This is a genomic window from Acidovorax sp. (genome assembly GCF_046294525.1).
GTDB lineage: Bacteria > Pseudomonadota > Gammaproteobacteria > Burkholderiales > Burkholderiaceae_C > Acidovorax.
The window spans coordinates 21,425-34,230 of record NZ_JBKBKQ010000015.1 but is presented as its reverse complement, the minus strand read 5'-3'; the positions used below and the strand labels follow the sequence as shown (position 1 = coordinate 34,230).

Sequence of the window (12,806 nt, the reverse complement as noted above, 5' to 3'; positions counted from 1 at the left end):
CAAAAGCGCTGGCAGCTATTTATTCAATAGCATCTCGTCTCCTGCCCGGCGACGTTTTGTGATTGCTCTGGCAAGGGCCCTGCCCCTGGCCGCCCTGCTGCCCTCGTCAGCCTGGGCGCAGGCAGCAGACGCGCCCGCCCTGCTGCTGGCCAATGTGTACCGGCCCGGCATGCCGCTGTCGGACTACTGGGTCAGCGAAAAATACGACGGCGTGCGCGGCTACTGGGACGGTAAAACTTTACGCACCCGCGGCGGAGAAACCGTGCAGGCCCCGGCCTGGTTTACCGCGGGTTGGCCCACCACGCCCATGGATGGCGAACTGTGGGCGGGGCGCGGCCGCTTCAGCACCGCACAGTCCACCACGCGCCAACAGCAACCCGATGACGCTGCCTGGCGCAGTATCCGCTTCATGGTGTTTGACTTGCCACAGCACGGCGGCGTGTTTGATGAACGGTTGCCCGCGCTGCAGGCGCTGGTGCAGCGCATTGGCCAACCCTGGGTCCCGGCTGTACCGCAGCAGCGCATTGCCAACGACGCAGCCCTGCAGGCCCTTTTGCAAAAGACGGTGCGCGCGGGTGGCGAAGGGCTGATGCTGCACAAAGGCAGCTCGCTGTACCGGTCTGGCCGCAGCGACGACCTCATCAAGGTCAAGACCCACGAAGACACCGAGGCCCGGGTTGTGGCGCAGGTGCCTGGCAAAGGCAAGCACGCGGGGCGCATGGGCGCGCTGCTGGTGGAGATGCCTTCAGGCCAGCAGTTCAGGCTGGGCGCGGGTTTCAGCGATGCCCAGCGCGCGGACCCACCGCCCGTGGGCAGTTGGGTGACCTACCGCTTTCGCGGGACGCACGACGGCGGCCTGCCGCGCTTTGCGAGTTTTGTGCGGGTTCGCGAGGACATGCCACGTTAGCCCCCCTCGACCTCCAGAACCTTTCGCTATCAAAAAAAGAGCTGCCAGCGCTTGATGGGAAAGCGCTGGCAGCTCTTTTTGCTTCAAAGTGAGCGTTAGATGATCCGACCGAAAGGCCCGTCGTCACCCACCTGGACCAGGTTCTTGGCCGTGGCCAGGGGCTTGGGATTCTTGCGGGTATTGGCGGTGGTGTCGGCCACGCAGTCGGCGTAGTAGCGCACCTGGCCGTTCTCGTCCTCCACTTCCACCAGCCCGTGGATGTCGGTCTCAAAGCCCGGGCACAGCTTGGCAAACTCGCGCGCGAACTTGAGGTAGTCCACGATCTTCTTGTTGAACACCTCGCCGGGGATCAAGAGCGGAATGCCCGGCGGGTAGGGCGTGACCAGACCCACGGTGATGCGACCCTCCAGGTCGTCGATCTCCACGCGCTCGGTCTGGCGGTGGGCGATGTGGGCGTAGGCGTCCGACGGCTTCATGGCGGGCGTGAGGTCCGAGAGGTACATCTCGGTCGTCAGGCGCGCGATATCGTACTTGGCGTACATCTCGTGCACGTGCTGGCACAGATCCTTGAGGCCCATGCGCTCGTAGCGCTTGTGCTGCTGGCAGAACTCCGGAAGGATGCGCCACATGGGCTGATTCTTCTCGTAGTCGTCCTTGAACTGCTGCAGCGCGGTCAGCAGCGTGTTCCAGCGGCCCTTGGTGATGCCGATGGTGAACATGATGAAGAAGCTGTACAGCCCCGTCTTCTCCACCACCACGCCGTGCTCGGCCAGGTACTTGGTCACGATGGACGCGGGGATGCCGGTCTTGTCGAACTTGCCGTCCAGGTTCAGGCCCGGCGTGACGATGGTGGACTTGATCGGGTCCAGCATGTTGAAGCCGTCGGCCAACTGGCCGAAGCCATGCCACTTGCTTCCGTTCTTCTTGCCCTTGCCGTCGCTGCGGATGATCCAGTCCTCGGCACGGCCCAGGCCCTCGTCCACCAGCTTGTCGGGGCCCCAGACCTTGAACCACCAGTCGTTCTTGCCGAAGTCGTGTTCCACCTGGCGCATCGCGCGACGGAAGTCCAGCGCTTCGAGCAGACTTTCTTCCACCAGCGCAGTGCCGCCGGGCGGCTCCATCATGGCGGCGGCCACGTCGCAGCTGGCGATGATGCTGTACTGCGGCGAGGTAGACGTGTGCATCAGGTAGGCCTCGTTAAAGAGGTGCCTGTCGAGCTTGGTGGTTTGCGAGTCCTGCACCAGCACATGCGATGCCTGGCTGATGCCGGCGAGCAGCTTGTGGATGGACTGCGTGGCATACACCACCGAGTGCTTGGGGCGCGCGCGCTTCTTGCCCATGGCGTGGTAGCTGCCATAAAACGGGTGGAAGGCCGCATGCGGCAACCAGGCCTCGTCAAAGTGCAGGTTGTCCACGTAGCCGTCAAGCATGCCCTTGATGGTCTCGGTGTTGTAGAGCACACCGTCGTAGGTCGATTGCGTGAGGGTCAGCACGCGCGGCTTGACCTTCTTCGCATCCACGCCTTTGAGCAGCGGGTTGGCCTTGATCTTGGCCTGGATGGCGGCGGGCTCGAACTCGCTTTGCGGGATCGGCCCGATGATGCCGAAGTGGTTGCGCGTGGGCTTCATGAACACGGGGATGGCCCCGGTCATGATGATGCTGTGCAGGATGGACTTGTGGCAGTTGCGGTCCACCACCACGACGTCGCCCGGCGCCACGGTGTGGTGCCACACCATCTTGTTGGAGGTGGACGTGCCGTTGGTCACGAAGAAGCAGTGGTCGGCGTTGAAGATGCGCGCGGCATTGCGCTCAGACTCACCAATGGCGCCGTTATGGTCCAGCAGCTGGCCTAGTTCTTCCACCGCATTGCACACGTCGGCGCGCAGCATGTTCTCGCCGTAGAACTGGTGGTACATCTGGCCGACAGGGCTCTTCAAAAATGCCACGCCGCCCGAGTGGCCAGGGCAATGCCAGCTGTACGAGCCATCTTCGGCGTAGTCCAGCAATGCCTTGAAGAACGGCGGCTGCACGCTCTCCAGGTAGCTCTTGGCCTCGCGGATGATGTGGCGCGCCACGAACTCGGGCGTGTCCTCGAACATGTGGATGAAGCCGTGCAGCTCACGCAGGATGTCGTTGGGCAAATGGCGGCTGGTCTTGGTCTCGCCGTGTACGTAGATGGGCACGTCGGAATTCTTGCGGCGCACTTCACCAATGAAGTTGCGCAGGCTCAGAACGATGGGATCCAGCCCCTCGCCCACTGTGAATTCCTCATCGTCGATGGACAGGATGAAAGCGCTGGCACGGCTTTGCTGCTGCGCAAACTGGGACAGGTCTCCGTAGCTGGTGACACCCACCACCTCAAAACCCTCGGCCTCGATGGCCTGCGCCAGGGCGCGGATGCCCAGCCCCGAGGTGTTTTCGGAACGGTAGTCTTCATCAATGATGATGATGGGAAAGCGAAACTTCATGCGCAGCCTCCAGGGAGCCGTGGCCTGCCAGGCCAAAAAACGAAATAGGCGCGAAGTGTAAGGAATAACGTTGACGCGCCTTTGAACTGCCATCCTTTTGTCCCAGAATGTGGTGCGCTGAATACAGCGGCTCACAACAACATACAACGACAAAAGGAGGTCTTTATGGAGGAATCCACCCTCTGGTGGCTGGCAGCGGGGGCTGTAGTGGTCGCCGAACTGCTGACCGGCAGTTTTTATCTGCTCATGGTCGCCATTGGCCTGGCGGCTGCGGCACTGGCTGCGCACCTGGGCGGGGGCCTGTCACTGCAGATCGTCACAGCCGCCGTGGTGGGCGGCGGTGCCGTGGTGGCATGGTACTTGGTCAAGAAGCGCCGCCCAGGCGACCCTTCGGCCCGCGCAGACCGCAGCGTGAATCTGGACGTGGGAGAAACCATCCTCATCGAAAGCTGGAACGCCGACGGCACGACGTCGGTGAAGTACCGCGGCGCCACCTGGACTGCCATCCACCGCCCCGGCGTGACACCTTCCACCGGCATGCACCGCGTGGCGGAGCTGGTGGGCAACCGGCTCCTGGTAGACCCCGTTTAGCCCCCTGCAAAGCCCTTGTGACGCTGCCACCGAACCCGTGAGCGCGGCACGGTACGCACACGCACGTGCAAACATTTCATATCCACCCAGAAAGAAAGCAGGCCCTCCATGGAAATCGCCATCGTCATTCTCGTTATTGCCGTGATCTTCATCGCGCGCGCCGTCAAGGTGGTGCCTCAGCAGAACGCGTGGGTCAAGGAGCGCCTCGGCAAATACGCGGGCACGCTCACGCCGGGACTGAACTTTCTGGTGCCGTTTGTGGACAAGGTTGCCTACAAGCACAGCCTCAAGGAAATCCCGCTCGATGTACCCAGCCAAGTCTGTATCACGCGGGACAACACGCAGCTGCAAGTGGACGGGATCCTGTACTTTCAGGTGACCGATCCCATGCGCGCCAGCTACGGCTCCAGCAACTACATCATGGCCGTCACACAACTCGCCCAGACCTCGCTGCGCTCGGTGATCGGCAAGCTGGAGCTGGACAAGACCTTTGAAGAGCGTGACATCATCAACGCGCAGGTCGTTCAGGCCATCGACGAAGCTGCGCTGAACTGGGGCGTGAAGGTGCTGCGTTACGAAATCAAGGACCTGACGCCACCTGCCGAAATCCTGCGCTCCATGCAGGCCCAGATCACTGCTGAACGCGAAAAGCGCGCACTGATAGCCGCATCGGAAGGCCGCCGCCAGGAACAAATCAACATCGCCACCGGGGAGCGCGAGGCCTTCATTGCCCGTTCCGAAGGCGAGAAGCAAGCCGTCATCAACAAGGCCATCGGCGAGGCCGAATCCATCCGCGCAGTGGCCCAGGCCACGGCAGAGGCCATCGAACGCGTCGCCACGGCCATCCGCCAGCCCGGCGGTGAACAGGCTGTTCAACTCAAGGTCGCCGAGAAGGCCGTGGAAGCCTACAGCCAGGTCGCGTCGGACGCCACCACCACCCTCATCGTGCCCAGCAACATGACCGAGGTGTCGGCGTTGATCGGCTCGGCCATGAAGATGGTGCAGACCTCGCAAAGACCGTCCTGACCTCGCTGCGCCCGGCTCTTTTTTAGGCTTGCCAGCTCCGGCAGCCAAAACCACCCTTTCCTATGGCTATAATCGAGGGCTTCGGAGAGGTGGATGAGCGGTTTAAGTCGCACGCCTGGAAAGCGTGTGTGGGCTAATCCCCACCGCGGGTTCGAATCCCGCCCTCTCCGCCAGATACAGCTCTAAGTCATTGATTTTCAAAGACTTTTAGCAAAGTCATCAAACCGTTATACGGCTGGTTATACGGTTACTTTCAGCCAGTTTTGGCTCAGAAAGTGGCACACCCACCAGCCTGAAGAAGTTCTAGCGCCCCTGGCCCTAGAACTTTTTTTCATTGGTGGCTTCCCTTTTGACATCCACCCCCACCAGCCCGGTATCGAGCGCCAGCGCAGCCCCCTGCGGCTTTCCCGCCAGCGCCGCCGCCATGCCGCACATCAGCAGCCAGTGCTCGGTCGCCTTGAGTGCCGTCTCCAGCGCCCAGCGCTTCACATCAGCCACCGGCATATCCCGAGGCACCCACACCGCTTCATCCCAGCGCCATGTCGCCAACCATGTGGCTTGGTGACCGCCATTTGCACTGGCATACCGCAACTGCGGCGCCCGGTGCCCCGCAGCCTCAAACCGCTCGGCAATGGCCGCTTGGTGCATTGCCGACAGCCGCCCCTCGCCCTGAATCTCCAGCCACAGCCCCAAGCCTTGTGCCCAGCTCCGCTGGCGCAGTCGCAGCGCTGTGACCACAGGCGCGTTGGCCTGCAGTTCTCTTGCCTGGGATTCCAGCACGACGCCAGCTTCGCCGTAACGCAATGCCGACGTTGGTGACAACTCAACACGCCATTCGTCGCTGCTGGCTGCTGTACCGCTTTCTTGGGCTACATGCACCTGCAACGCCTCGGCCACACACTGCCACCACAGCACCCGCAGGCCTGGCGCATCGTCAATGCCCATCGCTGCCCGTTCCCAATGGGCTACTTGCTGGGCCAGCACCCTTTGCGGCACTCCCATTGCCTCTGCCGCATCCCGAAACGCCAGCATGGCAGGCCCCTCGCTGACCGAATGCCCCATCGCCCTTCGCGCAAACCGCAGCACCCAGGCGTGGTCTGTACGCCCTGACTTGGCCTGCCACAACAGCACCACTGCCACAGCGCCCAGCGTATCGAGCGATTCCCGCAAGGCTTCTTCAAACCCCGCCGTGCCCATCCACGCATGCCACTGCGCCAGCTCGGTAACGTCATACGCTGCCATGAACCACACCAGCAAGCGCAGCGCCCGTACATGTTCAGGGGCCTCCACACCCCATAGTAAGCGCGCCACTTCGGCATCGCCTTCGACGCTTTGAGGGTACTGCTCCAGCAAGGCTTGCAGATCCCGCCAGGACGCCAAGCCCAGGCGATGGCGGGCGTGTTTGCAGAAATACCGCACTGCAGCCATGCGCTGGGGCTGCGCAGGCGGGGTGTGTAGCGCCGTGTCAACCACCTCCAGCACCAGCTGCGCCGCACCATCACCGGCTTCGTGTGGGGATGCCAAACCAGGCAGGGGCAACAGGGGCGGCAGTTCCAGCAGCGCCGTCAGCAACCGCTCCAGCGGGGGTGGCATCAAGGAATCGTCGGTCATCACAAAGCACCTCCAAACAAAACAGCTCAAAACGAACTCCCGCCAGCCATGTGCTCATGCGCCCATACGGCAGCGGCACTGGGAGGTCTGCCCAGCGCTACTCAAAGCGGAAGTTCAGGAAGAAAAAAGGGAAAAGGGGAAAAAAGAAAACGAGCGAAGCTGAACGACACAACTGCCGAACGACCTACTCGCCCTCTTGCACCGGCACCACAGGCGATAGCACCAACACCGCGTCGATGTTCACGCGCTCACTGAGCGTGGCCACCACACGCCGTGGCTGCTTGCTCGCCCAGCCGGTCAGCATGGCATTCCAAGGCACCAGCGGTATCGGGGCCATAGCCGGGTCCAGCACCAGCAAGTCGGCGGGTTCCTCTGCCTCGAAGCGCATGCCCACAGCCAGCACCCAATGCATGTAGCGCTCCGTAGAAAAGCACACCAAGCACAGCTTTCCATCGGCCAGGGCATCCAAAGTGCGTTCCGCCACGCGTGAGCGCAATTCCTTGCAGTGCACCTGCTCGGCATAGGGGGCCAGTTGCAGCTGTAGCTCTTGGACCTCGCAGCCATCAAAGTAGTACCGCTGCGCCACTTTGCGCAGCGCTTGCAGGCGAGCGTCGCGGGTGTCCCAAATCAGCGCATTGCGCCGCACTTGGCCCAACACCATCAATGCCATCAAAACGCAGTGGTAGCCGCAAGTGGCATCCACCTCCCCCTGGCGCACATGCAGCCGCTGGTTGCCCAACATGGGGCCATGCATGCCAGCACTGATGCGGGGGTGGCAATGGTAGGAATGCAGCATTGCTCAGTATTCCTCCGGCAACAGCAAGGTGGTCGAGCGCCGGTCGGCCTCGGTGATGATCCACAGCCGGTGGTTCGGGGGGATGTCATAGGCCGACAGCAAACGGCTACCGTAAGTGAGCGCCGCAGCGTTCGCTTCTTTGTCCTCCTGGCACAAGTCACCCCAATCCCCCGCGACGTGGCGCAGCACAAACGGCAGCGGTGCCAACTGCAGTGCTTCGAGCATGTCGAGTGCACCGGGGGTGATCAGCACGGTGCCCAAGGAGAACAAGGGGGTGCGTTGTTGTTCGTAACGCGCGCATGCGGCGGCCTGACCAGGCGAAGAGGTCATAGGAAAGCTCCTTAAAGAAAGGGAGAAGGGAAAGGGGAAAAAGAACGAAGCGCAGCTATGCGCTCGGCACCACCGACACCACGCCCTGGCGCGATCCGCCACCACACAACCCATCACCGCCGCGATGACACAGCCACGGCGGTGCCACGCGTGCTGTCATAACGGCAGCCGCGCGCACGCTACCGCGGGGTTACGGCGCGAAAGGAATCAAGCTGGGGGATGGGGAGAATGCGACCTGGGAATACAGGCGGGGAGCACGCTGATATTGAATTGATAGCAATCAATAAAGTCAAAAATCAACGGTAATATTCGAAATATTATACCACAATGGTTTGGCCGAATGAATTTTTGCCGACGCACTCAATATTTGTCGCATCCCGGACGATCATATGGTCGCTTGTGAAACAGATGCGGGTGTGTCTGATACCACTCTTTCATCGCCTGCATCGGCGTACTGCTCTTGAGCGCTGACTGCGGCAACTGGTGGTTGTACAGGGCCACATAGCGCAGCAGGGTCTGCTCCATGTCTTCGCGGCTGTTGAACCTGTGGGTCTTCAGAACGTCCGCAATGCGGCCGTTAAATCGCTCCACCATGCCGTTGGTTCTGGGCGTCCTGGGCTTGGTCAATCGGTGCTCGATGCCCAGTTCCTGGCACAGCTGATTGAACTCATGGTTGCCGCTGGGCTCACGCTCCTTGCTGGCAAACAGGCGGTCCGTGAACTCCTTGCCGTTGTCGGTCAACAGCTTGTTGATCCTGATCGGACAGGCCTTGTGCAACGCCTTGAGGAAGACCTGTGCATTGGCAGCGGTCTTGTTGGACTTGAGCTGTACGAACACCCACCGCGTGGCCCTGTCGATGGCCACGAACAGGTAGCGCCGTAGCGATTCGTCCTGCATCTGGGGCAGGTACTTCACATCCATGTGCACATAGCCTGGCTCGTAGCTTTTGAAGGCCTTGTGCGCTACCGCAGGTTCCCGGGGCTTGAGGACGTTGAGCTTGCCCGCTCCATGGCGGCGCAGGCATCGGTCCAGACCCGAGCGTGAGACATTGGGACAGATGAACTCCCGCGTGACTGCCAGCAGGTCATCCAGAGGCAGCAGCAAGGTGCGCCGCAGGTGGACCACCACGGTTTCTTGTGCTGGCGTGAGCACGGTTTGCAGGCGATGGGCAGTGTGCGAGCGGTCTGCAAAGACGCAGCGCTTCTTCCACTTGTAGACCGTCTGCTCAGTGATGCCAAAGCGCTGGGCTAGGACGCTGGCTGGTTCATTGCTGGCTGCGATCTCGGCGCGCACGGCGGGCGTGGTGCGGGCGTTCTTGTGCAGGGCTATCAACATGGCTTCACTCCCCAGGTGGATTGCAAGGACTCTATCAACTCTTGCAAAACGGCTCGGGCCATGAAGAGCGGGTAGCGTTTAGAGTCTATGCAATCGTCCGGGATGCGACAAATATTGCGGCGAGCAAAATCGCCAAAATATCAGGCTGACAAAATTTACCGGCATTGCAGCAAAAATATCAAGCACTGAGCTTGCTATGTGCCATCGGGATAATTTGACACTTCTCGCCAAATCAATCAAGAGCATTTCACATAAAGCCTCACGGCTTTTGCCACCACCGCATCCGAGCGTTGGGATATAGGTGAATTGGTTTGACTCTTTAAGTGATGAGTCAATTTCAAAGCTGATCCTTGATACTGGTATTTTCGATTTTCTGCTCGCGCCGATTTGGATTTCGAACTTACACGCATAGGTGATAAATTTGGTATGCGCTGATTTTTATAGTTGGCAAGCATCTCTTCTACATTGCGACACACTTCTTTGCCGATCTTTTTTACTATATTTTCTAAAGTAGCCTTGCTTGGACGCTTTATTGGTTCTGACCGATTAATCTCTTCAGTTTTTTCTAGTGTTGGCGATGCTGCAGAAAATTTACCCCATTTATAAGATGCCGCAAGATCCAGATCATCAATTTTCTGCAGCAAGAAAACATCCATGGCACAAGAGCGCCATCTCATTGTTTCAGGATTCTGACGCCTAATGACAAGTGCTGTATTGCCATTTGATTTTCGCCAATCAAGATAACTGCTCTCCATTTTCTTGAAGTGCAGCCCTGTACCTTCGCTAATAAAATGAGCCAGACGCAGCCAAACAGCAGGATGCAGCCTGGTTTTCATCTGCACCACGATATTGCCATTTTTAATCAACTCGCGCAGTTTTTGGTGCGTTCTAACAACCGCCAATCCCGCCTCATTGGAGTCATTATCTTTGTTAATTGCTTCAACGATGTTTTTGGATTTTCCTGCCAAATCAAAATCCAGCAGCAAAAATGCATTGAAGACCTCGGTGAACGACCAGGCAGAAGCGCTCCAGTCGATCTCGACCGGGATGCCCTTGGCGCTTTCATCTCGCATACCCCACCTCCCATGTTGACGTCCGGTGTGACGCAAGCGCCCTCAACCGACGTCCACCGTGGCGAGGTTGCCGACGCACCAGGAGGCAAATACTACCTCCACATTCCTCCGTCGTCAAACCTCCATATTCCTATCTCTCAACTCCAAAAAAACACCTCCTGATTCCTCCATTGAACTTCATCAATTCCCCGGAGAAATGGGAGATTTTTTTGGCACAAGAAGAATTTTTTAGGGCTGCTCGAAGTTTCTATTTTTTACTGTGAACACCGATGGCTGGATGCAGTGCATGTCGCACTGGTCCGTAGCACATACCTGGAGTTCATCCATGAATGAGAAGCTGCAAGCCGTCACGGCTAACCAAGTGAAGTTGCCACGCAAGCGCACTGCGTCGGCCCCCACCCTTCCCGATCCCCTGCGCAATTTCAACGGCCTTCCCGATCAGGCCTTCGTACGCCTCCCCGTAGTGCTGATGCTGCTGGGGGTATCCCGCTCGACCGTTTGGCGTTTGTGCAAATCCGGCGCATTGCCCGCTCCAAAAAAGCTGGGTAGCCATATTGCCGTTTGGCAAGTTAAGGATCTGCGCGAAGTATTGAATTCGGGTTCGCTTTGGACGCATTCTGCTTCGGCATAAATTGCGGATTTATCAAACGCTCGGAAAACCAAGAAAACCCGATTTGATGCTGCCGTAGAGCTGTTTTTCAGTGGTTTTTAGGGTTTTGGCGGTGATGTCGTCAAAAGCGAATGTGCTGATTACCAGTAATTGATTGACTATGACTAGCTCACCACCACCAACCAAAAATCGACCATTAAAGCAGATCAACTAGCGGACCAACCATTTAACCAACCTGTAGCGTGCTTGAGTGATATCCAATATCGCCCACACGGGCATCGTTGCAAGCACCAAAATCACAATTGAAAGATTTTATGTCAGATTCTCAAACATCTATCTTCTATATGCCAGCACCCCGCAAAAAGCATGGGGCCATCAATTTTCCCGCAAAGTATGGAATCATCTTTCACAATAAAGAGGTCTGTCACCTCAACACTATGAGCGATCACATTAAGGGCCTAACAAAGGCTAATAATAAGATCATTGCGAAGTTGAATGGTGATTATCAAATCTGCGCGTACCATCTATCAGTAAATCCCCCTGCAACCTTGATCGGCAACAACGTATTGATGAGCAATTCTGTCTACCAGGCTGCGCTCACCCATAAATACCAGCTGCAGATCTATCTTGCGGAATCGGGGGGCGTCGACCCGGTGTATGTGAAGACCATTAGCTTGAAGCACTGCGAGTTTCAGGAAATCACACTAACTTACTGCTTGGAGTTTGAATCGGACAAGCAGGCCGTGGGCTTTCAATCGAAGCTCAAGCGCTACGCAGGGATTGTGCTGAAGTCTCCCCGCAACACGAATCAGAAAATTTCTAACAAGGTGGGGGTTTCTGCATCTGGGGATACCCAGTCCTGGTATATCAATAAGGTCGAGGGGCGCTCGGTATTGTTCTACGTGAAGGATAGGAACCAGAAGAACAAGTTTTCTAGCTTTGATGCGCCGGAGGTGGCGAGTGATATTTACGCCATTGGCAAGCGCGTGCTTCGGGTGGAAATCAAGCTCAGCACCAAATACCTTGCGGAGAGCGGGCTGAGCAAGCCAAGCGCTTGGCGCGGGGCCAAGGGCAAGGCGGTGTATCAGCAGCAGTTCGATTGGCTTCGTACGTTGCTGAAGGTGGATGCGGACTACCGGGTCAACAAGCCACAGCAGCGCCATATTGAACAGCTGTCGGTATGTGACAAGCTGGTACTCGACTGGCACCTCAAGGGCAAGCCCACGAATCGGTTCCCGGAGTTCAAGTCAGGCGAGTGGAAGAAGTCGCCGATCAAGCAACGTATCCAGGAGCGCCTGCGCATCGATATTGATATTCCCTGGAAGACCCAGTGCCGTATCGCGATCCCTGGGCTGAGTGAGTTGCTGTCCCTGGATCGGTTGGTGAAGCCACCGAAGGAGTTGTTGGAGCACAGCCATATGCCCGCGACGGTCAAGGGCAAGAACCGTGTGCTGCGCGAGCGTGTTGATGCGGCACTTGCTGCGGCGCAGATCAAGTGGGATGCGAAGGCTCGCGGCAAGGGCAAGGCCACGAGTAAAGGCAAGAGCAAAGCCAATAGCAGTGTTGCTGGCAACGGCCCAACGGCCTCTATCCCGGTCTCCACGCTGTGGGCTGTTTTGGAGGGGTTCCGTAAGGCGGGGGTCCAGGTGCACTTTCCCTCGGACGGGACGACCAGCGATGTGTCTAACTTGATGGGGTAAGTGGTGAGTGTTGCCCCTTGGTTCGCCAAGGGGCAGCCACAGCCCACGCGCTGTGGCGTACCGAGCTACTTTTGAATAGCGGGCTGGTTCCATATAGATCAGCCTTCCTGTCTTCCAAATGCTCCATGGCCCCTCTTAGCGCAAATTCTGAGCCACATAATGTGGGGGACAGTTCAAGAGGAAGGAGACGCATGCAATGAAATTCGTCAGCAATGCGGGCACAGATCGTGTCATTGATGTTATGCGCCCCTGGCTGATGCCCAATTCTCAATTGGACGTGGTCTCACTGTTGATTTCCACGCAGAAGTGACCCACTAACCCCCAGGATTTCCATCTAAATCTGATCCACGTACTAACCC

11 protein-coding genes and 1 tRNA gene are annotated in these 12,806 nt (G+C 58.4%); 6 read left to right on the top strand and 6 right to left on the bottom strand.

All coding sequences use genetic code 11. The features are described 5' to 3' along the window. Positions 1-85 precede the first annotated feature (85 nt). Positions 86-907, top strand: coding sequence for a DNA ligase (locus ACK4HJ_RS14510; RefSeq protein ID WP_409832993.1), 822 nt, complete (start codon positions 86-88; stop codon positions 905-907). A gap of 95 nt (positions 908-1,002) precedes the next feature. Here the strand turns inward: ACK4HJ_RS14510 and ACK4HJ_RS14505 are convergent, their stop codons facing one another. Continuing rightward, entirely contained in the window at positions 1,003-3,375 is a 2,373-nt protein-coding gene (locus ACK4HJ_RS14505) for an Orn/Lys/Arg decarboxylase N-terminal domain-containing protein (RefSeq protein ID WP_409832806.1), read from the bottom strand. 165 nt (positions 3,376-3,540) lie between these two features. Between ACK4HJ_RS14505 and ACK4HJ_RS14500 the strand changes: the two genes are divergently transcribed. From ACK4HJ_RS14500 to ACK4HJ_RS14490, 3 genes are all read left to right on the top strand, one after another. After that, positions 3,541-3,966, top strand: coding sequence for an NfeD family protein (locus ACK4HJ_RS14500; RefSeq protein ID WP_409832803.1), 426 nt, complete (start codon positions 3,541-3,543; stop codon positions 3,964-3,966). Positions 3,967-4,074: 108 nt separating this feature from the next. Next, complete coding sequence (locus ACK4HJ_RS14495; RefSeq protein WP_409832800.1) at positions 4,075-4,992, top strand: SPFH domain-containing protein; 918 nt, start codon at positions 4,075-4,077, stop codon at positions 4,990-4,992. A gap of 83 nt (positions 4,993-5,075) precedes the next feature. Next, a tRNA-Ser gene (locus ACK4HJ_RS14490) sits at positions 5,076-5,165 on the top strand. A 145-nt stretch (positions 5,166-5,310) separates the two neighbouring features. On the opposite strand, the gene ACK4HJ_RS14485 is transcribed toward ACK4HJ_RS14490, so the two are convergent. From ACK4HJ_RS14485 to ACK4HJ_RS14465, 5 genes are all read right to left on the bottom strand, one after another. Continuing rightward, the gene (locus ACK4HJ_RS14485) at positions 5,311-6,603 is read right to left on the bottom strand and encodes a hypothetical protein (RefSeq protein WP_409832797.1); all 1,293 of its coding nucleotides are present in this window, start codon (positions 6,601-6,603) and stop codon (positions 5,311-5,313) included. Positions 6,604-6,787: 184 nt separating this feature from the next. Next, positions 6,788-7,399 (bottom strand): hypothetical protein, encoded by a 612-nt coding sequence (locus ACK4HJ_RS14480; protein WP_409832795.1) that lies wholly within the window; start codon positions 7,397-7,399, stop codon positions 6,788-6,790. A 3-nt stretch (positions 7,400-7,402) separates the two neighbouring features. After that, positions 7,403-7,729 (bottom strand): hypothetical protein, encoded by a 327-nt coding sequence (locus tag ACK4HJ_RS14475; protein WP_008903593.1) that lies wholly within the window; start codon positions 7,727-7,729, stop codon positions 7,403-7,405. 360 nt (positions 7,730-8,089) lie between these two features. Next, a complete protein-coding gene (locus ACK4HJ_RS14470; RefSeq protein ID WP_409832793.1) occupies positions 8,090-9,064 on the bottom strand; it encodes an IS481 family transposase in 975 nt (324 codons plus the stop codon). A 236-nt stretch (positions 9,065-9,300) separates the two neighbouring features. Next, positions 9,301-10,137, bottom strand: coding sequence for a hypothetical protein (locus ACK4HJ_RS14465; RefSeq protein WP_409832790.1), 837 nt, complete (start codon positions 10,135-10,137; stop codon positions 9,301-9,303). Between the two features lie 325 nt (positions 10,138-10,462). Here ACK4HJ_RS14465 and ACK4HJ_RS14460 point away from each other — a divergent pair, with 325 nt between their 5' ends. After that, positions 10,463-10,768, top strand: coding sequence for a helix-turn-helix transcriptional regulator (locus tag ACK4HJ_RS14460; RefSeq protein WP_409832787.1), 306 nt, complete (start codon positions 10,463-10,465; stop codon positions 10,766-10,768). A 293-nt stretch (positions 10,769-11,061) separates the two neighbouring features. Then, the gene (locus tag ACK4HJ_RS14455; RefSeq protein ID WP_409832784.1) at positions 11,062-12,447 is read left to right on the top strand and encodes a hypothetical protein; all 1,386 of its coding nucleotides are present in this window, start codon (positions 11,062-11,064) and stop codon (positions 12,445-12,447) included. Positions 12,448-12,806 lie beyond the last annotated feature (359 nt).

Bases quoted from the DNA above. Each gene is read 5' to 3' on its own strand.
- ACK4HJ_RS14460 (WP_409832787.1), top strand. From the start codon at position 10,463: ATGAATGAGAAGCTGCAAGCCGTCACGGCTAACCAAGTGAAGTTGCCA.
- ACK4HJ_RS14465 (WP_409832790.1), bottom strand. From the start codon at position 10,137: ATGCGAGATGAAAGCGCCAAGGGCATCCCGGTCGAGATCGACTGGAGC.
- ACK4HJ_RS14485 (WP_409832797.1), bottom strand. From the start codon at position 6,603: ATGACCGACGATTCCTTGATGCCACCCCCGCTGGAGCGGTTGCTGACG.
- ACK4HJ_RS14475 (WP_008903593.1), bottom strand. From the start codon at position 7,729: ATGACCTCTTCGCCTGGTCAGGCCGCCGCATGCGCGCGTTACGAACAA.
- ACK4HJ_RS14495 (WP_409832800.1), top strand. From the start codon at position 4,075: ATGGAAATCGCCATCGTCATTCTCGTTATTGCCGTGATCTTCATCGCG.
- ACK4HJ_RS14500 (WP_409832803.1), top strand. From the start codon at position 3,541: ATGGAGGAATCCACCCTCTGGTGGCTGGCAGCGGGGGCTGTAGTGGTC.
- ACK4HJ_RS14505 (WP_409832806.1), bottom strand. From the start codon at position 3,375: ATGAAGTTTCGCTTTCCCATCATCATCATTGATGAAGACTACCGTTCC.
- ACK4HJ_RS14470 (WP_409832793.1), bottom strand. From the start codon at position 9,064: ATGTTGATAGCCCTGCACAAGAACGCCCGCACCACGCCCGCCGTGCGC.
- ACK4HJ_RS14455 (WP_409832784.1), top strand. From the start codon at position 11,062: ATGTCAGATTCTCAAACATCTATCTTCTATATGCCAGCACCCCGCAAA.
- ACK4HJ_RS14480 (WP_409832795.1), bottom strand. From the start codon at position 7,399: ATGCTGCATTCCTACCATTGCCACCCCCGCATCAGTGCTGGCATGCAT.